This window comes from Zavarzinella sp. (assembly GCA_041399155.1).
In the GTDB taxonomy this organism is placed as follows: domain Bacteria; phylum Planctomycetota; class Planctomycetia; order Gemmatales; family Gemmataceae; genus JAWKTI01.
Genome location: JAWKTI010000007.1, coordinates 234,692 through 255,121, shown reverse-complemented (window position 1 = coordinate 255,121; position 20,430 = coordinate 234,692). Strand labels below are relative to the sequence as shown.

Annotated in this window: 21 protein-coding genes; 12 read left to right on the top strand and 9 right to left on the bottom strand. The window is 52.1% G+C overall.

Annotation, left to right across the window (positions count from 1 at the left end; genetic code table 11):
- On the bottom strand, positions 1-239 hold a 239-nt coding region (locus R3B84_24470; protein MEZ6143732.1), incomplete at its 3' end, for a hypothetical protein.
- A 422-nt stretch (positions 240-661) separates the two neighbouring features.
- Here R3B84_24470 and R3B84_24465 point away from each other — a divergent pair.
- Both R3B84_24465 and R3B84_24460 read left to right on the top strand, forming a co-directional pair.
- On the top strand, positions 662-1,336 hold the full coding sequence (locus tag R3B84_24465; GenBank protein ID MEZ6143731.1) for a hypothetical protein: 675 nt from the start codon (positions 662-664) through the stop codon (positions 1,334-1,336).
- Positions 1,337-1,582: 246 nt separating this feature from the next.
- A complete protein-coding gene (locus R3B84_24460; protein MEZ6143730.1) occupies positions 1,583-2,110 on the top strand; it encodes a YbjN domain-containing protein in 528 nt (175 codons plus the stop codon).
- A 20-nt stretch (positions 2,111-2,130) separates the two neighbouring features.
- On the opposite strand, the gene R3B84_24455 is transcribed toward R3B84_24460, so the two are convergent.
- The gene (locus R3B84_24455; GenBank protein MEZ6143729.1) at positions 2,131-2,925 is read right to left on the bottom strand and encodes an aldolase/citrate lyase family protein; all 795 of its coding nucleotides are present in this window, start codon (positions 2,923-2,925) and stop codon (positions 2,131-2,133) included.
- A 273-nt stretch (positions 2,926-3,198) separates the two neighbouring features.
- On the opposite strand from R3B84_24455, the gene R3B84_24450 reads away from it, so the two are divergent.
- The 3 genes from R3B84_24450 (at position 3,199) to R3B84_24440 (ending at position 5,448) form a co-directional block, all read left to right on the top strand.
- Positions 3,199-3,414 (top strand): hypothetical protein, encoded by a 216-nt coding sequence (locus R3B84_24450; GenBank protein ID MEZ6143728.1) that lies wholly within the window; start codon positions 3,199-3,201, stop codon positions 3,412-3,414.
- 850 nt (positions 3,415-4,264) lie between these two features.
- Complete coding sequence (locus tag R3B84_24445) at positions 4,265-4,648, top strand: immunity 22 family protein (protein MEZ6143727.1); 384 nt, start codon at positions 4,265-4,267, stop codon at positions 4,646-4,648.
- 155 nt (positions 4,649-4,803) lie between these two features.
- Positions 4,804-5,448 carry a hypothetical protein gene (locus R3B84_24440; protein MEZ6143726.1) on the top strand — a complete coding sequence of 215 codons (645 nt, stop codon included), beginning with the start codon at positions 4,804-4,806 and terminating at the stop codon, positions 5,446-5,448.
- A gap of 398 nt (positions 5,449-5,846) precedes the next feature.
- On the opposite strand, the gene R3B84_24435 is transcribed toward R3B84_24440, so the two are convergent.
- From R3B84_24435 to R3B84_24425, 3 genes are all read right to left on the bottom strand, one after another.
- Entirely contained in the window at positions 5,847-6,989 is a 1,143-nt protein-coding gene (locus R3B84_24435) for a Gfo/Idh/MocA family oxidoreductase (protein ID MEZ6143725.1), read from the bottom strand.
- A gap of 84 nt (positions 6,990-7,073) precedes the next feature.
- On the bottom strand, positions 7,074-8,000 hold the full coding sequence (locus R3B84_24430; protein ID MEZ6143724.1) for a sugar phosphate isomerase/epimerase family protein: 927 nt from the start codon (positions 7,998-8,000) through the stop codon (positions 7,074-7,076).
- Between the two features lie 97 nt (positions 8,001-8,097).
- Positions 8,098-8,562 carry a RidA family protein gene (locus R3B84_24425; GenBank protein ID MEZ6143723.1) on the bottom strand — a complete coding sequence of 155 codons (465 nt, stop codon included), beginning with the start codon at positions 8,560-8,562 and terminating at the stop codon, positions 8,098-8,100.
- Positions 8,563-8,784: 222 nt separating this feature from the next.
- On the opposite strand from R3B84_24425, the gene R3B84_24420 reads away from it, so the two are divergent.
- The 6 genes from R3B84_24420 to R3B84_24395 all read left to right on the top strand — a co-directional run bounded on the left by R3B84_24420 (position 8,785) and on the right by R3B84_24395 (position 12,346).
- Entirely contained in the window at positions 8,785-8,910 is a 126-nt protein-coding gene (locus R3B84_24420) for a hypothetical protein (protein ID MEZ6143722.1), read from the top strand.
- 246 nt (positions 8,911-9,156) lie between these two features.
- Positions 9,157-9,753: a sigma-70 family RNA polymerase sigma factor gene (locus R3B84_24415; GenBank protein MEZ6143721.1), complete on the top strand. Its 597-nt coding sequence runs from the start codon at positions 9,157-9,159 to the stop codon at positions 9,751-9,753.
- Entirely contained in the window at positions 9,750-10,988 is a 1,239-nt protein-coding gene (locus R3B84_24410; protein ID MEZ6143720.1) for a hypothetical protein, read from the top strand. Before R3B84_24415 ends, R3B84_24410 begins: the two co-directional genes overlap by 4 nt.
- A 170-nt stretch (positions 10,989-11,158) precedes the next feature.
- A complete protein-coding gene (locus R3B84_24405; GenBank protein MEZ6143719.1) occupies positions 11,159-11,674 on the top strand; it encodes a hypothetical protein in 516 nt (171 codons plus the stop codon).
- 91 nt (positions 11,675-11,765) lie between these two features.
- On the top strand, positions 11,766-11,987 hold the full coding sequence (locus R3B84_24400; protein MEZ6143718.1) for a hypothetical protein: 222 nt from the start codon (positions 11,766-11,768) through the stop codon (positions 11,985-11,987).
- Positions 11,984-12,346: a hypothetical protein gene (locus R3B84_24395; GenBank protein MEZ6143717.1), complete on the top strand. Its 363-nt coding sequence runs from the start codon at positions 11,984-11,986 to the stop codon at positions 12,344-12,346. The genes R3B84_24400 and R3B84_24395 overlap by 4 nt, the downstream gene beginning before the upstream one ends.
- 31 nt (positions 12,347-12,377) lie before the next feature.
- Here R3B84_24395 and moaA read toward each other — a convergent pair whose 3' ends face one another.
- From moaA to R3B84_24375, 4 genes are all read right to left on the bottom strand, one after another.
- Entirely contained in the window at positions 12,378-13,424 is a 1,047-nt protein-coding gene (moaA, locus tag R3B84_24390; protein ID MEZ6143716.1) for a GTP 3',8-cyclase MoaA, read from the bottom strand.
- Complete coding sequence (locus R3B84_24385) at positions 13,421-13,849, bottom strand: molybdenum cofactor biosynthesis protein MoaE (protein MEZ6143715.1); 429 nt, start codon at positions 13,847-13,849, stop codon at positions 13,421-13,423. The genes moaA and R3B84_24385 overlap by 4 nt, the downstream gene beginning before the upstream one ends.
- The gene (locus tag R3B84_24380; protein ID MEZ6143714.1) at positions 13,846-14,109 is read right to left on the bottom strand and encodes a MoaD/ThiS family protein; all 264 of its coding nucleotides are present in this window, start codon (positions 14,107-14,109) and stop codon (positions 13,846-13,848) included. Before R3B84_24380 ends, R3B84_24385 begins: the two co-directional genes overlap by 4 nt.
- 109 nt (positions 14,110-14,218) lie before the next feature.
- Positions 14,219-15,640: a Gfo/Idh/MocA family oxidoreductase gene (locus R3B84_24375; protein MEZ6143713.1), complete on the bottom strand. Its 1,422-nt coding sequence runs from the start codon at positions 15,638-15,640 to the stop codon at positions 14,219-14,221.
- A gap of 266 nt (positions 15,641-15,906) precedes the next feature.
- On the opposite strand from R3B84_24375, the gene R3B84_24370 reads away from it, so the two are divergent.
- Positions 15,907-20,304: a TIR domain-containing protein gene (locus tag R3B84_24370; GenBank protein MEZ6143712.1), complete on the top strand. Its 4,398-nt coding sequence runs from the start codon at positions 15,907-15,909 to the stop codon at positions 20,302-20,304.
- Positions 20,305-20,430 lie beyond the last annotated feature (126 nt).

The following is a 20,430-nucleotide window of genomic DNA, read 5'->3' as shown; positions in this document are numbered from 1 at the left end:
ATGGGTGTAGTGTTCGATTTCAGATAAACCTCGTACAGACAATCCACATGCTGGTTGTTTGTCAGTGCTTGCTGGTCGCGCTTTCGGAGGTGGGTATTCAGTGGCTTGTATTTTTTGTCCCACCGAATCGCCTGATGCAACGTGGGGAATAGTAATTCACACACCGGTTCCAGGTAGTGATCCAGCAATTCTTTCCAAGGTGAATCGTTATCCCGCCTTGTAGTCTGCTTTTTTGCCATGTTGGACTGCCATGTGGGTCAGATTGCGGATCTCTGTGGGCATCGATAGCAGGCATCAACCTGCAGATCACTATTGCAAATAACAGTGTAACGTTGGCATATGGAAAAGACTGGTGCGTGCTGCTAATGATCTCGCCAAAAATCATATCACCAGAAGTGTCGCACATTTGCATGAATGTTATTTTGGCCAATTTCACGAAATAGTTCGGATTCACTTAAGTGCCTACTATTTAAACCCTTGCGATTATATTTAGCGTGATGATTCTGGCGAAACTTCCTGAAAATGATGCCTTCCCTTGTGGTCCAGGGTTCCATGCAATTGAACCGCACGCCAGGAAAACTGGCGTTGACGAGATAACCATCTCGACCTATTAACCGCGATGAAATATCAGGCGGTTTCCAGCTAAAGGGGGAGTGTGGGAATGAAGGCCAAGTTCGCGGGCAGGGGAAGCTCGCACAATCGTAATAATATCAAAATGTTTGCGTGCCTGCTGGCAGCCACAATTGTTTCTGGTTTATCTGGCTGTACTTCCGCCCGGGTAGTGCAGCAGGACGAAAGTTCCATCACTATTGCTGTGCCGGAAAATACCGATACCTGGCCAAACTATTACACCAGCGAAGCAGACAAGCTGGCCCAGGAAAAACTGCCAGGCAGCGTGAAAATGGCTGCTTTTGAAAAACCTGTAGGCCAGGTGGTCACGCAGACAGGCCAACAGAATGTGGGTGGCAATGGTTCCGTTTCCGGTCAGTCTGTGACCGTAACAACCGATCAGAAAGAGACGCACCTCATCTACAAGCTGCCTGTGCTGCACGGGAAACGGGAAACGCTTCCCGATCTACCCTTCCCGAATATGTCTGCACCGAAACCAGTGACAATGCCTGGCCAGAATATCGGTCTGGCTGGCGGCACCACGGTATCAGATCCCAAAAAAGACGTACCCGTGCCAAAAATTGGCGAAAAAAGCAGCGACGGAATGTTGCCGGCACTGAAGTTCCCCAATCAGGAAAAACCTACAGCCGTAAAAACGGTGCCACCCCTGGTGATGCCGGAAATATCCCCACCGGGCAGCTTCCCCACAACAGGAATGCCGCGTTAGGTTGTGGAAACTGACGTCGCCAGTTTGGCTAGTACGCTCCACTCTTTCCTTCGATATTCCTCGTGCGAATGCATTTTCGTGGTGATGATTACTGAATGCCCCAGTAAAGCAATTTGCTCCACTGGGGGAATCCAGCACCTTTCCAGATCATTTTCTGCCTGAATCAGAGAATTTGTCGCAGGTTTCCGACCATTTCACTTGGGTAGTGGGATAAAATAAGGAAGATACCCATTGTGGAGACATGTGATGAGTATTTTTTCAGATTTATTGGACTACATGGAACAAGAGAAATGGGTATATGAGATCGTGGAAGGGAAAGAGTTGCTGCGATTCCACTTCAAAAGTGGCAAAGCGCGGGTAACCTGTTTTGCCGAAGCGGATGAAGCCAAACAGTGGCTGATTTTCTATACCCTTTCCCCCGTTGTCACGCCCACCGATCAGTTAGACCGGATGGCAGAATTTATTACCCGTGCCAATTATGGGCTGCGGATGGGGAACTTTGAACTCGATTTCAGTGATGGCGAGGTGCGATTCAAATCCAGCATCGACATCGAAGGTGGGGAATTAACCCACAAGATGATTGATAATCTGCTGCGGTCGAACCTCACCGCGATGAACCGCTATTTTGATGGTATGATGCGGACCATTTATACAGAAGCAGCGGTAGAAGAGATCATCCGCGACGTGGAAGCGAAACGTGGGAGTTCTGCCAACGTGGAACCCGATCGGCTGACCGACCAGACCGATGATGACGATGATCTGGATGAAGATTAGCGAAAACTAATGAGTTATTGTTAATATTTTGCCAGATCCCCACCTGATTGCAGGCCGAGGCCATCGACAATTTTCCCTGCCGATTCCATCATCATCTTTAATTCGCTGTTGACCGCCACAAACTGCCAGCCCTCGTTGATGCGACGCTGGGCATCTTCAATGCTGAATGTGTGGATGCCTGCAGCGATCTTCAGGCGTTTGCACCCCGCCAGAATCGCCTGCAGGGTGCTTTCAAACCGATCTGCCGGTGGGGGAACACCTTGGGGATCTCGCATGCTGGCCATCAGATCGTTCGGCCCCACAAAAATCGCATCAATCCCAGGCACGCCATAGACTTCGTCGAAATTGTTCACCGCATCGATGTGCTCGCATTGTAAAATAATGAGAATTTCCTCATCTGCGTGAGCATAATATTGTGCTGGTGTGGCACCAAAGTTCAGTGCGTGCACACTGCCACCCACGCTTCGGTTCCCTTTTGGGGGATAAAGGCACGCAGCAACGGCCTCCTGTGCTTCCTGGCGAGTATTCACCATCGGCACCACTACGCCGTGGGCACCATTATCCAGCACCCGCTTGATATGGTCGTGGCGATTGGAAGGCACGCGTGCCAGTGCCACGCACCCCGCATCGGCAATGGCACCGAACAGGTGGGTGGCGGTTTCCATGCTGTACAAGTTGTGTTCAATATCGACGGTCAGCCACGCAAAGCCGGTGCGTGCCAGAAAACGCCCCGCGATGATATTCCCCAGAGACAGCCAGGTGCCCACGGAAGGCTGGCCCGCTTTCAGTGCCATTTTCACAGAGTTTTTTCGCATTGATCTTCCTCTCCCAAGTTCGGTCAATTGTAGCTGTTTGAGAAAAACTGGCGAACTGGGTTTTCTGCCCCACAATGACAGGTATTTTCCTTTTCTTGCATTCCACAATTGGAATAGGTAAGATGAAGCGAAATTGGTTTAATCAGAGGTCAACCAATAGCGCGGGTTTTAATAGATCAGGGTGGTGTCGAGTTTTTAGGGTTGTTGTTTCTCGCGGTCGCAATGCCTGTGGTAGTCGTTCTCAGATCCACACGCACATTTTCGAAACCGCTGGTGGCGTTGATAGTTATCACATTGGCGAGTGCGGGATTGTCAGCAGCAACTGGTGGGGTGTATGGGCTGTGCCTTCGCATTCTTTTGACCCAGCCCGAATGGAACTGGCAAGCGACATGGATTTTTGCCGCACTTCTGGGTGGTGCATGTGGTTTTGGTTGTGGCGTGCTGCGGGCAATCGAGTTGGCTAAACCAGCACAGCGTCCCAGTCAATAATCAACCCGGTCTGTGAATTCTTTCCCTGCCAATGGCATCGTTCGGATAGAACCACAGCGTCCCAGCCAACATTCAACCCCCGATCTGTGAATTCTTTCCCTGCCAATGACATCGTTCGGATTGGACCACAGCGTCCCAGCGAACATTCAACCCATGATCTGTGAAGGCTGGACAAATAATTTCCCTTTAACCTCACGCCGGCTTCACCAGCCCCTTCTCTCGCAAAAGAGGAAGCAGTACAGACAAGATGTCCGCGGTCCCAGGATCATCAGATCTTGCTCCTCCTTCCATGAGCGGAAAGGGGGCTGGGAGTTTAGGTTTGCCTTCATAGAGGGAATTTCTTATTCAAATTGACCGCAAAGCGGCAAAGTCGCGAAGGAGTACTGGAAAAAGTCATTCCCGCGAAGGCGGGAATCCAGTGCAGAAACTTGAATTACAACCAATCAGCTGAAACCCACCACAACCGTCAGTCCCGCGTAGGCGGAAATCCAGTTTTGCCCATGTACTATGTGCTTCTGCATCGCAATCTGGTTTTTTCATTGCACGTCCTGGAACTACTGAGTAAAATCCAGTCCAATGAGGGTGTTCCTCATGATGTATTTTTGCATTCGCAGTGGTACATTGCACACAAAAAGTGATAGACAGAACAGCCGACATTATAGACATAAATCAATTCTGTCTAATTATAGTTAAGCCGGCCGCAGGCCGGCTTAACGGGGTCCGCGATTGAGCATATAGTATAGGTGACGGCCGCAAGCGGCCTAACCAGCGATTGGAGCAGGAATCGCTTCGTATTCACTCCGCGACTCTGCTCAATCGCGGACCCCGTTCGGCAACAGAGGGCTTCGTGGTGCGAGAGACAGAAACGAGCCACTTCTGGGTCGGCCACTTCCCGGCGGCGCTGGCGTCCACGTACTTTGCCGAGGTGTACGAGGTGGACCGGGACGAGACGCCATTATCGGCGTTCGCTCGCGACCAAGGGGAACGGTTCTACGACCACGACTTCTTGGAGTACGGGTTCAGCGACACCGCCGGGTCGGCCGAGGAGCTGGTCGCCGGGTACTCGTACAGCGACCAATGGGGCGCCGAGTTCGCCCGCCGAGTGGCGGCAGCCGGGCTGTCCGAGGTCAACTGGTTCGCGTTCATCAGCGAGGACGAGATCGACCGGCCGCGGTCGGTCCAGGGCGACGGGTACTGGTACCATTACCTGGGCACCATTAACTACCCCATCTGACCGGCACAAAGGCAGGCCGAACCAGGTGTTGTACCTGACCCTGGCGGCATCTTGGTTTCTCAGGGTTCACCGTTTCAGCAGCCGGCTTCACGAGTCCGCGATTGAGCATAAAGTAAAGCTGACGGCTGCGAACGACCTAAGTGAGCGATTGCACGATGGAACCAAGTCAAACATACGACTGTTTCGCCATACTTGGCCGAAACACCGAGACGCCGCTGTGGAATTGGGGAATTTGGTCATCCATTTTTCCTTTCGTTGACACTATCGTCGCACGAAGCGAACGTGGTCCTACGACCATTCGTTGCTTCCAGGAAGGTATGGGCAAGTTTCGCTTGGGCCGCATGACATGGAATGAAACTGGGCACCAAAAATGGACTCACTACTCACCTGCAACCAAGGGCGTATGCAAGAGCTGGGAGTTTGTTGGTATGGAAGCCTGGATTCCTGGTCCATCAATTTGTGAGAAAGATGAATCGCCTCCTGACGTATTCATTGATCTACATGGTGGGATGGGTAAAGACAGTAGCTACACTTTTTTGATGCTGGCGTTGGCCGAAAGGTTCGAGCAGCGACATGACGTCGGCAAAGCTCGCAGCTTTTTATGCGCAGCTGGCGAACATCTCGAATCACCTATCTCTGGTCGACTGAAGCAACGTCCGTGGGGAATCGGTGACCGTGCACATTTTTCTGATACCATACAAGATTTCTATCACTTACTCAACTTCAAAATAACGTTCGAGATTGATCGAAATCCGCGGCTTGCAGATTTTCCCTGGGGATGGGAGCCGTTCAAGCTCTGAGCATTCGATAACCCCAATTGAAAGTGCTTTTTCGAACCCAATACGATTGGCTGGAATAGGAAGAACTTGCATTTCAGGCCTGTGTCCATGTCGAAAATATGGATCACAATAACCTAAGAAAGATTTTAGTTCGACGGGCTCTGCAGTATTCGCCTGTGGGAAACCAATTGCCGCTGAATCAATCGGCATTATTGGCTCGTGTGTTGCTGAATTTGCTGAATTAATTCAAGAACATCATTTTTCTCAAGCAATGTGTTCACAACTCCGGTCTATTTGCACATATTCTCCATCAATTGGATTAAATGTGGCTGCAAAATTTGTCTTTGCAATTTCTTTTACACCTACAGCACATTCCGCAATGGGAATCTGCTTGCTGAGTTGATTCTACCGTCGCCAACTTAGCCTTTGCCCACTTTCACCAGTTGTTGGGTCTTGGCGGAGTCGAGGATGGCGTCCAGGACCAGTTGGGTTTCATACGCATCGCGGAACGTGGGGGAGGCGGGTGTTCCGGTGCCCAGACCCTGGATGAAATCGGCTACCTGGTGGATAAAAGAGTGCTCGTAGCCAATTTGCAGGCCAGGCACCCACCAGTTTGCCATGTATGGGTGATCGCCATCGGTAATGTGGATAGTGCGCCAGCCCCGCACCCGACCTTCATCGCGGTGGTCAAAATACTGCAGGCGGTGCAGGTCGTGCAGGTCCCAGAAAATCGAGGCATGTTCGCCGTTGATTTCAAAGGTATACAGTGCCTTGTGCCCACGTGCGTAGCGGGTGGATTCAAAATTGGCCAGCGAGCCATTTTCGAATCGGCCAAAGAAGGTGCAGGCATCGTCGATGTTCACCTGTTCGACTTTACCTGTCAGGTTGTGCTTCCGTTCCTTAATAAACGTTTCGGTGGTGGCACACAGGCTGTCGATACGACCATTCAACCAGATCGCCGTATCGATACAGTGGGCCAGCAGGTCGCCCGAAACACCACTACCAGCGGCAGCAGCATCCAGACGCCACAACGCATTTCCACCCTGGGGCAGATCGGGGCTGATCGTCCAGTCCTGCAGAAACTTCGCCCTATAGTGGAAGATTTTGCCCAGCTTGCCTTCTTCAATCAGTTGTTTGGCAAGGGTAACGGCAGGCACGCGGCGGTAGTTATACCACACCATGTTGGCCACGCCGGCTTTTTCTACCGCATCGACCATTTCCTTGCCTTCTACGGCATTCATGGCCAGTGGTTTTTCGCACAGAATCATTTTGCCTGCGGCAGCAGCGGCAATGGCAATTTCCTTGTGCAGGTTGTTGGGCACGCAGATATCAACCGCGTCGATATCCTTACGCTCCAATAACTTACGCCAATCGCTTTCGGTCGATTCATATCCCCACGTGGTGGCAAATTTCTGCACCGCTTCGGCGTTTCGGGCACAAACAGCCTTCAGCACCGGTTTGTAAGGAAGATCGAAAAAATGATTCGCCTGGCAATAGGCATTGGTGTGGGCCTTGCCCATGAAACCATAGCCAATCATGCCAATATTCAATGGTTTTGACATGAAAATCCTTTATTTAGTTTAATATTTGTACGAGTGTCAGTGTTCCACGTGGAACATTTTCGATATTTGTACGACAGTCAGATCTTAGGCAGCGTACTTGGCACGCATGCGATCCAGAAACTTCTTGCTCTGTGCGGTGACATCCCAGGCGTGCGGCCAGAAGCACAAATCGACGCACCACCATGGGTTGGGGACGTTTGCTTTCTGAATCGCTGGCAGCAATTCGTCGAAGTTCAGGTTCCCAGTTCCAAATGGATTGTGGGTAGAAGTGTTGTGCTCATTCAGACTACCGTCAGAATCAATCAGGTGCACGTGGGTAATTTTGCCTTCTAATTTATGAAGAAGCTCTAATGCCCCCCCAGGCAGCAGTTCTTTTTCGCCCTGATGGTTCGCACCAATGGTCGCACACATGTGGGCATGGCAGGTATCGTACAGTACACCGAAGTTTTTGTTGCCTTTACCAATGACGCCGTTGACCACTTCCAGAACTTCGGAAGGTTTATTCAGCACGAATCCTGGTTCAAATTCCCAGCACACGTTCATGCCGTGGTCGGCAGCCATTTTGGAACATTTGTCCCACACATTGATCAGGCGGTCGATCCCTTCTTTCTTATCCATCCCACTGGTGGCAAAGAAATCGGGGCTTTCTACGGAATCCACACGGATGGTTTTGATTCCCAGATCGTGTGCGAATGCGGTATAGCCCAGAAATGCCGACATGTAAGGGATGGGGGTTTCATCGAAAATCGACGGGCCAGGCTTTTTGAAGCTCCACAGGTCTACGGCGATGCCCGAAAATTCCAGGCCGTGGTCCGCCACGTCTTTCTTAAGGCGTTCGCGATCCGCCTTGGTGGGATGCGTCCATGGGGTGGGGTGCAGGCCAAAGCTACCCAGTTCCACGCCGTCATAGCCGAGATCCTGCAATTTGTGCAGAATCACGTGGAAATCGTTGGTAGGAGTTTCCTGGTTGAAAATGTATGCCCATGAACCAATGGAGAGTTTTGCACCCATGACACTACCTTTTTCAAAGTTTTCGAAATTTCAAAACAATACGACAAATTGTTCAAATTATGATACGAAACTGGAACAGTTTTTCAGCACCTGGATGCTATTCCGCCAATTCGAACATGCATTCAATTTCGACAGAAATGTTACCCGGCAGCGAATTGGTACCCAGGGCACTGCGGGAGCCCACACCATTGTCGTCGCCGAACACTTCAGCCATTAATTCTGAAAAACCATTCATTACCAGTGGCTGTTCTTTGAAATCGTCGGTGCAATTCACCAGACCCAGCGTTTTTACCAGTCGTTTGATTTTGTTCAGGGAGCCGAGTTGGTCCTTTAATGTGGCCAGAACTGCCAGCCCCACCTGACGTGCGGCAACTTTCCCCTGTTCGGTATCGAGATCTTTGCCCACTTTGCCGGTCATCAGGGTCTTGTCTGGCTTCAGTGGGCCGTGGCCGGAAACGTACAGCATCCCACCTGCTTTGACAGCGGGGACATACTTGGCCACCGGCTTCGGTGCGGGTGGCAGGGTCAGGTGCAGCGAGGCAAATCGTTCATCGTTGGTCATGACAAGACTCCGGATTCAGAAGGAGGTTGGAAACATTTCTTGAAGTGAAGATATGGAATCGGGATGATTTCAGGCAGTTGAAGGAAGATTTTCCGGGCCTGGTTTGCGCTTGCGATTTGCCCAATCTTGAGTGTTATTTTATGAAAAATAACTCATAATTTTCAAATCTGATGGCTATTCTGCGATAATCTCGCTGTCTGCAGTGGGAGGATCATTACATGAATGAAGAAACCTTGTTTGATCAGGCGCGACAGTTACCTGCAGGGGAACGCACCGCATTTCTGGATCGCGAATGCCCAGACCCAGCCGTGCGTGCCCGAACGAATGGTTGGTTATCAATTGGCATAAACGAATTAATACAACTGCAGAATCCTACGACTACTCGCCCGTTGGCGAGGACTCGCTGCGTGAACTCGTGGCGGGGGAGAACGAACTTTTCCTCGGCATCGGGCCCTAGGGTATACGAAACGGAGCGCTCTTTGTAACGACAGCGTCGAATTTTCACGGTGAAGGCATTTTGTTCAGAATGCATATTTGTCCAGTAAATCCAAAAAAATCCTTGTGACGATTCGTTCATAACGGCAACATTGATCTATGACCACGGGGCAATCGCAGATGACGGATGAGGTGGGGAGCCTCACAACGCAGGCGGATTCCGCCGAAGCGTTCGCGAAATTCGTGTGCGCCCACCAGGCTGCCGTCCGCTGGTATTTGATGCGTGCTCTGCGAGATGCCGCGATTGCCGACGACTTGGCGCAGGAGGTTTTTCTGCATGTGTATCAACGGATGAACGAGTATCGTGGTGAAGGAAGCGTCCGGGCTTGGCTTCTGGGTATTGCTCGGAATCTCGCTCTTCAGCACGTTCGTTCTGTCGCGCGCCGACGTAAGCGCGAGAAAGGACCGCTCCAGGTTCAGCTGGCCGAGTGGCGGATGGAGAGACTTTCACGCGATCCGTGGGATGATGCCGATCAGGAAGAGGCGTTGGCGGCCTTGCGGGGGTGTCTGAATGGGCTTGCGATCGAGAGCCAACAGGTGGTGAACAGTCACTACTTCGATCGCGAAACGATTGAAGTCATCGCTAAGCGTTTAGGTCGCACCGGTGGGTCGGTGCGGATGATGCTCTTTCGCATTCGGCAATCGTTGAGAGACTGCCTACGGTCGAAGCTCGCGCCTCGCGGGGGACACACATGAAATCGGACATCTTGCGAGAATTGGCTTCCCAGATGACGGCGGGCGAAAGCCTGTCGTCTGCCGACGAGGTCGCGTTGTTGGAACAACTGCACCATCCGAGTAAACGCGAAGCGATCCTGGCCGATGAAGCCGTTGATACACTGCTGCGTGCGGCGGTTCATATCTCGGCAACGTCCGACGATTTCCTGGCAGCGACCCTCGCACGTGCGGAGGCGATCCTTGCTGAACAGCTTGTTTTCCCGGTTACTCCGAATCATCGAGCGAGTTCTGTGCGAACACCGCGTCTGAGGCGCTGGCTCATTCGCGCTACGTGTGCGGCGGCGGTGTTGCTTGCGGTTGTGCTTTGGGGGTCCCCACCACGAGGGAACGATGGTAAGCCAAAAAGTCCACCCGAGATTACACAGCACAATCTGAACCAACCGATTGAGAAACCTACGCTCCCACTCCAACCGAAGGTGAAACCGCCGGTGGGGCCAGTCGTGAAGCCACCTGCTGTGCCGGACAATCGCTTTGTTCGTCTCGTCAAGTCGGAAAATGCGGTTTGGGAAACGCCAATTCGGGATGGCGACCGGATGGAACGCGGCACGCTGAAGCTCACCCAAGGAACCGCAGAACTCGTGTTCGACAAAGGCACGGTTGCGAAAATGACGGGGCCAGTGGAACTCGATCTGCGGAATGGTAACGAGGTGTATCTTCGGAAAGGTTCGTTGTCGGCCCAGGTGCCTGCTGGTGCCGTCGGGTTCACGGTTCGCACACCCCTCAGCCGTGTGGTGGATCGTGGTTCAGAGTTCGACGTCCGTGTCGGTAAGCGGGGCGAGACCGATGCGGTGGTTCGTCGTGGGCGAGTTGCCTTCACACCGCAACGAGAGGGCGAACGGGCATCCAAGACGCTCGAACTTATCGCCGGTGAACTCGAACGCGCGAACGTGTCGCTTCCGGACGTTAGCGAGAAGCTCTTGCCCTTGAGCACGAAAGCAACCGGAACCAAGGGGCAATTTATGGGTCTCGTAAGTGTTGATGGCAAGACCGGCGTATTCAGCACGAACGAGTCGTTTCAAAAGTTCGAGAGTGCGGTACACCGGCAGCTGCGCCAATCGTCCGAGCAATTCAACCGTACGTGGTCGCTGAACGTGCAAGTCTTCGGTCGCGGCTCGATGGCGATGGCCATGATCGTCATCAACGGCGAACGGTATCAGATTGAAGTCTACGGCGACGACGGAGATTCCAAGCGATGAGCCAAAAAACCGTGTGACGATTTGGCGAGTTCGGCAACTTCTATTCAGACGCTCACAGCACACTAAGCGGTGCGACGGTCTCGAGGTTCGGTGTCCGCAGAGCGTTTTCTGTTCTGTCACGGGTTGGGACGTTGTTTCCCACCTCTTCCATCCATTTGAGGAGATTGGCGATGTTAAAACGAACGAAGTTGTGGTCTGCCGTGATCGGTGGACTGTTGGCAGTGGCAGCCGGAGTGAAGGCCGAGGACAAGAACGCGGCGTCGAAGTTGCTGGAGATGCAAATCGCGGAACTGGAGAAGACGAACCCGGCAGCGGCGGCCCTGTTGCGGCAGGCGATGAAGGGCGGGCAGTCGGGGTCGAGTAGCAGCCGACCGGGCAGTGGCGGGTCGGCGAAGGCGGGCGGATCGGCGAACGGGACGGGAGGACAAGGTACGGGCTCAACGTCAACGTTCACCATGTCGAAGGAGAACGAGAAGGTGGTGGTGAAAGCGACGGAGAACGGGACCGAATACGAACTGGTGGGGGAACTGGCCAAGCCGAGCGAACTGACGATCACTATCGGTGTCGGAGACAAGAAGAAGGATTACAAGGGAGTGAAGGCCGTCCCGGCCCAACAGAAAGGTGCCGTCGCGAAACTCCTCAAGCGGGCCGCCGAACAGGAAAAGCTGCTCGACTCACTGAAATAGGGCGATAAGTGATTCCGATGCGGATTGGTGGTGGCCAACGCGGATGGGCGGTCTGTTGACGGCGACCCGGCGAGCAGAGCGCCCAGAGCGTGTGGCGTCGGACCCACGCTACACCGAGTGGCAACGCGACTTGTATGTGTCCCATTGGAGAGTTGCCGATGCCTTGGGGAAACTCGCCGATGCAGACTCCATCAAGCATTGGCGACAGGCCCATGACATTCTGCAAGGTATCGTCGATCGAGGCTTGTTTGTGTCACCGAGCGACCGGGAAGAATTGAAGCAAATCAAGGCGAAACTGGGCAAGGAGAAGTGATTTTCCGATGGGCGATTGGCAGAAGTGAACTTGGATTGACATCTACCCACAGTCGTTCTGCACGACATCCTTTCACTAGCAGCCAGAGAAATGATCGTTTAACGCTTTCTTCCCGTAAGGTGAAGGTGGCCGAGCCGCTGTTGCTCAAGGGCTATGAAGGGATGAAAACCCGCGAGAAGACCATTCCGCATGTGGAGTGGGGCGAGTTTCGCATCCCCGAAGCCCTGGATCGGCTGATTCAACTCTACGAAGCGACGAACAAACCCGAAGAAGTGAAGAAATACTCAGAACTGCGGGCAAAATATCCCCCAGCCGTGGCACCGAAAGCGAAAGAAAAGAGAGTTCAGAATGGTGAGTAGCACCCGTAAAACTATTATAAAAACCTCATCTTTACCCGCCAATCGTGTGCATGGTGCGGGTGGGTTTCAAAAACCGGGACGTGTTAATCTCGTGACCCTCCCACTTACCCCAGATTGTTTGCCGCAGAGCCAGTTCAATCTCTGAATCGCTGGCACCTGTTCGAAGCAGGTCGCGGATGGGGGTTTCTTCCGTGGCAAACAGACAATGGCGAATCGCCCCTTCTGCGGTCAGCCGAATCCGGTTGCAGTGGTGGCAGAACGGGCGGGAAATACTGGCAATAAAGCCCACGTTGCCCCCACCTGCATACGCAAACTCCTGTGCAGGTGCGTGGGGGTCTTGACCTGCCACAGGCTGCAGAGGACCGTATTCCCCTTCCAGCACCGCCTGGATTTCGGCCGCAAACAACACCTTTTCCCGCTCCCAGGCGTCTGCACCAATCGGCATATATTCGATGAAACGCAACGAAAAGCCATTCTGCAGGCAATATGCTGCCAGCGGCAGAATATCGTGCTCTGTGGTGCCACGAATGCACACCGCATTTACTTTGATGGACTGAAAACCAACTTCTTTTGCCCTTGCGAGCCCTGCCAGCACCAGCGGCAGACCGGTGCGTCGGGTTAATTGCAAAAATCGGTCTTCATCCAGTGTGTCCACGCTGACATTCAGGCGATGCAGACCCGCCTGGTACAGGCTTTCGGCCTGCTGGGCCAGCAGCACCGCGTTGGTGGTCAGGCCAATGTCGTCAATACCGGGAATGCTGCTCAACATCGCAATCAGGTGGTGAATTTCCCGTCGGAGCAGTGGCTCGCCACCCGTCAGGCGGATTTTGTTCACGCCACAGTTAGCAGCGATACGCACCACGCGGGCAATTTCTTCAAACGTCAACAATTCCGATTTATCGCGAAACTGCACCTCTTCCGGCATGCAATAGGTGCAGCGCAGGTTGCAACGATCTGTCACTGAAATGCGCAAATTATTGTGCATACGTTGGAATGTGTCAATCAGAGGTCCCGTCGTGGGCATCGTCTGGCCCACGTGAGCTGGTTGTGGCTGACCGTTGAGAGGTAAGGGAATCATGGTGCTGTTGTATCATTTGTGGGATGCACCCACTCGGTGGTGCCATCATCCCAGTTTTCTTTTTTCCAGATCGGCACAATTTCTTTCAGCCGATCAATGGCATATTCGCAGGCGGCAAACGCCTCTTTGCGGTGCGGGCAACTGACCGCAATCCCCACGCTGGCTTCGCCCAGTTCCAGGTGACCAAGGCGATGGATAATGGAAATCGCCTGTACGGGCCAGCGCTGGCGAGTTTCGTCTGCCACCAGTTGCATCTGTTTCACAGCCAACGGTTCGTGGGCTTCGTAATCGAGTGCCACGGTCGCCCGTCCATTGGTCATTTGCCGCACCGTACCCAGAAAAAGGACCACGGCACCCGCAGATGAAGTATGAACGCTTTCTAATAATTGCTGGTGGGAAATCGGCTCGCGGGTAAGCAAAATCATGAAGATCCCCCACTGACTGGTGGGATTAACGCCACCCGATCGGTCAATTCCAGCAGGTCGCTGTTGGTTGCATAACGTTCATCGTTGATCACGCAGACGCACCTGGAGATGAGGTGGGCCTGATTTGTGTAACGAGTTTGTAACAGTTTCAGCAACTCCCCAACGGTGGGCTGTTCCGGCAGCACCACCTGAATGGTGCGCGTGCCCAACGCCTCGGCAACGCCCGCAAACAGGCTTACTTCAATTTCGGCAGATTCCATGAAGTTATTTTAGCAAACAGTGGGCCGATCGCACCGCCAGAAGAGGTGGTACGCAGTGCGAATCGGTTTTCTGGGTATTAAAAGGAAAAGTGGGCTGAAAAAGACTGGCTTATGCAGGGAGTTTCCACTCGCCACGGTAAGGCCGTTGCAGCATTGCGTTGGCTTCGTCGCTGTTGATGAACTTGTAGGTTTTGGGATCCCACTTCAGCGATTTGTTCAAACGCAGTGCAATTGCACCGATATGACAGATGATGACCGAACCGCCACCGACAGTTGCACTACAGATCGGTGCCTCACGTGAATCGACACAATCCAGGAAGTTGGCCATATGATTGGTCGGTCGGGTGGGGTACAATTTGGGATCTTCCGCCAGTTTTTCAGACAGAATCTTGGCATCGCTGGCTAATAACAGGCCACGGCTGACAAAAATGGTGCCATTTTCGCCAAAAATCATTAAGCCGTTCTCATCACCAGAGATCATACCCAGATCTTTGCCCATGCGGTTCTTCGGTGCTTTGCCGTTGGCATCAACCAGGCCCTTCACGGCAGTCCCCCCACCGGACATCGCAAACACAGTGGTGCCATTGCCGTAGGTGTACTTCACGCTGAAATTCTGGTGGCAGTTGTAACCATCACCTTTGTCGTATGCAGGTGTGGCTTTGACGCACTCCACTGCCATGGGGCCGTTGCCATCCATATTCAGGCACCACTGGGCGATATCCAGGTGGTGAGCACCCCAGTCGGTCATTTTGCCGCCGGAATACTCGTACCACCAGCGGAATTCGTAATGACAGTTGGTGGCACCATTTTTGGCTAAACGGTAAGGAACTTTTTCAGTTGGTCCCAACCAGAAATCCCAATCCAGTTCTTTGGGTGCGTCAACGGCTTCGATTGGCCCGCTGACAGGGTTGCTGCCGATACGGCATTCGATCGATTTGATCTTGCCAATCCGCCCACTGCGGACAATTTCGGTGGCAATACGGAACTTGTTGCCCATTTCGCAACGTTGCTGGCTGCCCGTCTGCAGCACGCGACCAGTTTCTTTCTGCACCTTCATCATCGCCAGCGATTCTGCCACGGTCAGGGTCAGTGGCTTTTCGCAGTAGACATCTTTGCCATTTTTCATCGCATCAATGGCCACCAGTGCGTGCCAGTGGTCCGGCGTGGCGACCAGCACCGCGTCGATATCTTTCGACTGGTTCAGTTCGCGGAAATCCTTGTAGCCTTTGGTGGTGAACTGGTCTTTTTTCAGGATGTCGGTGGCCCGTGCCAGGTGGCGTGCATCCACATCGCACAGACTGGTGATGTTGAGGCGATCTCGCAGGCCTTTCATCCCACCGTAGATGCCCAGGGACCGGCTTTTCGGACTGCCGATGCCCACAATGCCGAAGCGAATTTTTTCTGCGGTTTTGGCAGTTTTCTGTGCTGCCAACAGTTGCTCTGCATACCAGCCGGGAATACCAGCGGCAGTCATCGCTGCCATGGACCGCACCATAAAGCCACGGCGGGAGAGGTTGCCTTTTTCAAACATAGATCGAATATTTCCCCAAAGTTCAAGTACAAACTGCCCCTATGGTATCACGCCAGGTGGGGAAAAGGAAAGGAAAAAATCATCGTAGGAAGCGATGTACCTTGGAATTGATGTTGATTGCTGCGGAATAACATGTCGAAACCATGAATTGAAGGAGGAAATTCAGTTTTAATTGCAAGAATATTTTTTATCCATTGCAATCATTGCAGAATTAGTGTAGCATTGATTTCAGCTACACAGAACAACTTCTTGCTGAGTGGGATTCCATGCCAAACGATCACGTCGAATTAACCACTTCCCAACTGGAACAGTACCAGGATATATGGCTCGATCATCTCGGCAAAACACTGCGGGAGCGATTAACCGCGTTGTTGACAATATTTCAGACCGGGCGGGCTGTACTGGCAGATGCTTTGGAAATTGTCGCACCGGGTAAAGAGCGGGCTGCCGCACTGCAGGCGTATCAAACCTTTGCGAATCGCATTAATGACGGTGCGAAAGAAGCCGAACTGGATCTCCGGCTGTGCGTCGATTCACTGAAATCCGATCCCTCCAGCCGCGAAACCTGGATCGAAGGGCCATCACCGGATGAGGCTAGTCTGGCACAATACACCCGGGAAGCTGTCAGCACAATTGAAAGATACGATGCATTGGTGCAGCCTACCGCAGTGATTCGGACAAGTACAGAACAGGAAAACCCGGAAATGGAGTTACCATTGATTCGGTTTTTCTTCTCTTACGCCCACCATGATGATAAACTGGTTACCAAACTACGCACATCCCTGGAAAAAGAACTGAAGCTATCTAAAAGTTATCGTTTTGAATTTTGGATCGATCGCAATATCGAAGTCGGTGCCAACTGGGATTTTGAAATTCAGAAAGCGCTGGCAGAATGCCACTTTGGTTTGCTGTTTGTTTCACGTGATTTTCTGGTAAGTCAGTATATCACAGAAAAAGAGTTGCCTCCTTTCATTACTGGCACAAAACCAGTAATCCCCGTTGGTTTAAGAGTATTGGACTTTGCACGCATTAACATGAAAGGGTTGGATGTAAAGCAGATATTTCGTTTAACGCGAACAGGTCAACGACCAAGATTTTATAGCGAATGTCGTGGTGAAATAGCGGAAGAATTTGTTGGGAAGTTAGCTTCTGAAATTGAAGGAAAGATTAAGATAACACTAAATCAACAATCTTCTTTAGCAGTAACTACCGTAAAAAAGGGACAACGGATTCGCTGCCAAGCAAAATTACCTGAAGAAGATATCGTCATAGAGTTCGGCTGCAACATCCGCAAGCGGTTGCCAGAACAAATTGTACCACCCGATGCAGCCCCTACAGATTTTTCACAGATGGAAAAAGAGAATGCTACACTCCAGCCCCAGAACCGCACAAAAGCAGTTGATTTTCTGGCAGACTGGGCATTGTCCGAAGATCTTGCACCATTTTGTGCGGTATTAGGTGAAGTGGGCATTGGCAAAACAACGACGTTGATGCTGCTTGCTCGTGTACTGGATCAGCGCCGACAGAAAGATACTACCGTGCCCGCAGTAATTTTCATCGATCTCAAAGATTACTATTTCAAAGGCGATCCTGGCTTGGAGGAAATCTTGCAGATCGTCATTAACCGACACTGGAAAGGGACAGGCAGTCGCGCAATAACGCCACAGATGATCATACAGGCTGTTCAGGAAAGGGGGGCATTAGTGATTTTTGATGGCCTGGACGAACGCATCATTCCATTGCCGCAAAATCGCCGCGATGGCTTTATCCGGCAGCTATGGAGTATTCTGCCACCGCGTACTCACAAGCCAACACCAGGAAAGCGGCCCGGCAAAATGATCATCTCGTGCCGTTCGCACTATTTCCCAACGATCACCGCCCTCAGCTCTGCGTTCACCGGTGAAAGCCGTGAAGGCATACGCGAAAAAGATTACCAGGCGTGCATCATTTTACCGTTCAATCAAAAGCAGGTTCGCGAGTATTTAAAGGGAATGCTGGGGGAAGAACGCGTTGATGATGCCATCGCTGTAATCAAATCTGTACATAATCTGACGGATCTTTCCACGCGACCATATTTGTTGTCTCTCATTGCTCCAGAGTTGGAACGCCTGGAACAGATGAAAATGACTGGCCATCGGGTGTTCGGGGTAACACTATATGGGATATTCGTGGAAAAGTGGCTACGCCGTGATGATTTAAAGCATCAATTTACACCAGAACACAAACTGCAGATGATGGAAGAACTTTCTGCACATCTTTGCAGTATCAACCAGAAGTTAATTCCCTGGCGTAAAGTATCCAAATGGCTGGATCATTTTCTAAATCAACATCCGGAAATTCGCGAACGTTACAACGAAGTTCCTGCCGAAGTATTGAACCAGGATTTTCGTGCTGCCACCTTTTGTTTGCGGCCCGACAGTGAAGAAGAGGGCTTTCGTTTTGCGCACACATCACTTTATGAATATTTTCTGGCACTGTACCTTGTTCGTGCCTTGGAAGATGGTCGCTTTTCCTCATGGGATTTACAGTTACCTTCGGACGAAACTCTTGATTTTGCTGCACAGATGTTAATGGATCACAACGACGTGGATACAAACAAAGCAGTTGAGAACTGGTCAAAACTGCTGGAAGACCCTACGGCATCAGCAAAAGCCCGTCGGGCAGCGTTCAAAATGTGGCTGATTGCTCACGAAAAGAACTGGCTGGAGCCAACACCATCTTCCGCACAACTTCAGGGACTGGATTTAGAGGGGTGGCAGATAGGCAGCAAATCGAATACCCCCCTTGATTTGAGAGGGGCATCGCTGGTTAATAGTTGCCTGAATCATGCGGTGCTACACAATGTTTTGCTGGCCAAAGCAGATGCAAATGGTGCTTCACTCCGGATAGTGGAATTCGACAATGTATCTCTGGACTATTCAAATTGGGAAAAAGCAAATTTCTGTGGCAGTACCTGGCGGGATTGTGATGCAAAAGGCATTCATGGGCGCACATCGAACTGGCACGATGCGGACCTGATTCGTTGCAATTTTTCCGGCTCTATTCGACCAGCAAATTGGGCACAGCTTGTATGTGAACGGTTGATTAACGAACCAGCTTTCGTTGTCTTGAAACAGGGCCATTCGGCATCTGTCTGGAGTGTGGCCTGGTCGATAGATAGTACTAGGATCGTCTCCGGAAGTTCTGATCAGACCCTGAAGATCTGGGATGCGGAGAGTGGCAAACACCTGCAGTCTCTTGCGGGCCATTCGGAAGTTGTCTGGTGCGTGGCTTGGTCGATAGATGGAACGCGGATTGCCTCCGGTAGCTGGGACAAGACGGTGAAGATCTGGGATGCGGAGAGTGGCAAATGCCTGCAGAGCCTTGCGGGCCATTCTGATTATGTCAGGTGCGTGGCCTGGTCAGCAGACGGCACTAGAATCGTCTCCGGAAGTGATGATGAGTTACTGAAGATCTGGGATGCGGAGAGTGGCAAATGCCTTCGGAGCCTTGCGGGCCATTCGGGATATGTCTGGAGCGTGGCATGGTCGGCAGATGGCAAGCAGATCGTCTCCGGAAGTGATGATGAGTTACTGAAGATCTGGGATGCGGAGAGTGGCAAATGTCTTCTCACCCTTACATGCCACTCTGATTATTTAAGGAGCGTGGCCTTGTCGACAGATGGCACTATGATCGCATCGGGTAGTCGGGGCAATTCACTGAAGATCTGGGATGCGGAGAGTGGCAAATGCCTTCGGAGCCTTACGGGCCATACGGGCTCTGTCAGGAGCGTGAGTTGGTCCGCAGATGGCACTAGGATTGTCTCCGGTAGTGTTGACAAATCGCTAAAGATCTGGGATGCAGCCAGTGGCAGGTGCATGCGTTCCTTTGAGGGCCATACGGGCTCTGTCAGGAGTGTAAGCTGGTCAGCTGATGGAACGCTGATTGTATCGGGAAGTGATGACAAGACGGTGAAGATCTGGGATGCTTCGAATGGCAAACGCCTGCAAACTCTTGCAGGCCATTCGGGATATGTCTGGAGCGTGGCCTGGTCGGCAGATGGCAAGCAGATCGTCTCGGGAAGTGATGACAAGACGGTGAAGATCTGGGATGCTTCGAATGGCAAATGTATGCAAACTCTTGCGGACCATACAGGATCTGTCAGGTGTGTGGCCTGGTCAGCAGATGGCACGCGGATCGTTTCTGGTGGTGATGACAAGACGGTGAAGATCTGGGATGCTTCGAATGGCAAATGCATGCAGAGCCTTGCGGGCCATTCGGGATCTGTCAGGAGTGTGAGTTGGTCTGCGGATGGCACGTGGATCGTCTCTGGGAGTGCTGACCAGACGCTGAAGGTCTGGGATGCGGAGAGTGGCAAATGCATGCAGAGCCTTGCGGGCCATTCGGGATCTGTCAGGAGTGTGAGTTGGTCTGCGGATGGCACGTGGATCGTCTCTGGGAGTGATGATTCAACCATGCGGGAGTGGGATGCGAACACTGGCCAGCTGTTACGCACCTGGGTGATGAATGGTGATGAAGTGGCATTGGTGGATTTCCCGAACAACAAAATTCTGCACGCAACACCGGAAGCCTGGCGCATGCTCGGCTGGCAGGTATGGGATGAAAAGAAAAACAGTTACCGCTTGTATCCTGCGGAAGCCAAAGGCCCCCTGCCGCCGTGGTAATTTGACTGATACAAGTACGCTTTCCTGCTGCAAACTTGGAAAAAACTGCTCTTTTCTTATACTAATCATATCTCTTGAACCAGATCGTATCGTGGCAGTCTGCCATCCTCTTCACAAATTCTTGGT

Excerpts from the sequence above, each read along its gene's own strand:
- R3B84_24465 (MEZ6143731.1), top strand. The coding sequence starts at position 662 with ATGAAGGCCAAGTTCGCGGGCAGGGGAAGCTCGCACAATCGTAATAAT.
- R3B84_24460 (MEZ6143730.1), top strand. The coding sequence starts at position 1,583 with ATGAGTATTTTTTCAGATTTATTGGACTACATGGAACAAGAGAAATGG.
- R3B84_24455 (MEZ6143729.1), bottom strand. The coding sequence starts at position 2,925 with ATGCGAAAAAACTCTGTGAAAATGGCACTGAAAGCGGGCCAGCCTTCC.
- R3B84_24440 (MEZ6143726.1), top strand. The coding sequence starts at position 4,804 with ATGGAACCAAGTCAAACATACGACTGTTTCGCCATACTTGGCCGAAAC.
- R3B84_24435 (MEZ6143725.1), bottom strand. The coding sequence starts at position 6,989 with ATGTCAAAACCATTGAATATTGGCATGATTGGCTATGGTTTCATGGGC.
- R3B84_24430 (MEZ6143724.1), bottom strand. The coding sequence starts at position 8,000 with ATGGGTGCAAAACTCTCCATTGGTTCATGGGCATACATTTTCAACCAG.
- R3B84_24425 (MEZ6143723.1), bottom strand. The coding sequence starts at position 8,562 with ATGACCAACGATGAACGATTTGCCTCGCTGCACCTGACCCTGCCACCC.
- R3B84_24420 (MEZ6143722.1), top strand. The coding sequence starts at position 8,785 with ATGAAGAAACCTTGTTTGATCAGGCGCGACAGTTACCTGCAGGGGAAC.
- R3B84_24415 (MEZ6143721.1), top strand. The coding sequence starts at position 9,157 with ATGACCACGGGGCAATCGCAGATGACGGATGAGGTGGGGAGCCTCACA.
- R3B84_24410 (MEZ6143720.1), top strand. The coding sequence starts at position 9,750 with ATGAAATCGGACATCTTGCGAGAATTGGCTTCCCAGATGACGGCGGGC.
- R3B84_24405 (MEZ6143719.1), top strand. The coding sequence starts at position 11,159 with ATGTTAAAACGAACGAAGTTGTGGTCTGCCGTGATCGGTGGACTGTTG.
- moaA (MEZ6143716.1), bottom strand. The coding sequence starts at position 13,424 with ATGATTCCCTTACCTCTCAACGGTCAGCCACAACCAGCTCACGTGGGC.
- R3B84_24385 (MEZ6143715.1), bottom strand. The coding sequence starts at position 13,849 with ATGATTTTGCTTACCCGCGAGCCGATTTCCCACCAGCAATTATTAGAA.
- R3B84_24380 (MEZ6143714.1), bottom strand. The coding sequence starts at position 14,109 with ATGGAATCTGCCGAAATTGAAGTAAGCCTGTTTGCGGGCGTTGCCGAG.
- R3B84_24375 (MEZ6143713.1), bottom strand. The coding sequence starts at position 15,640 with ATGTTTGAAAAAGGCAACCTCTCCCGCCGTGGCTTTATGGTGCGGTCC.
- R3B84_24370 (MEZ6143712.1), top strand. The coding sequence starts at position 15,907 with ATGCCAAACGATCACGTCGAATTAACCACTTCCCAACTGGAACAGTAC.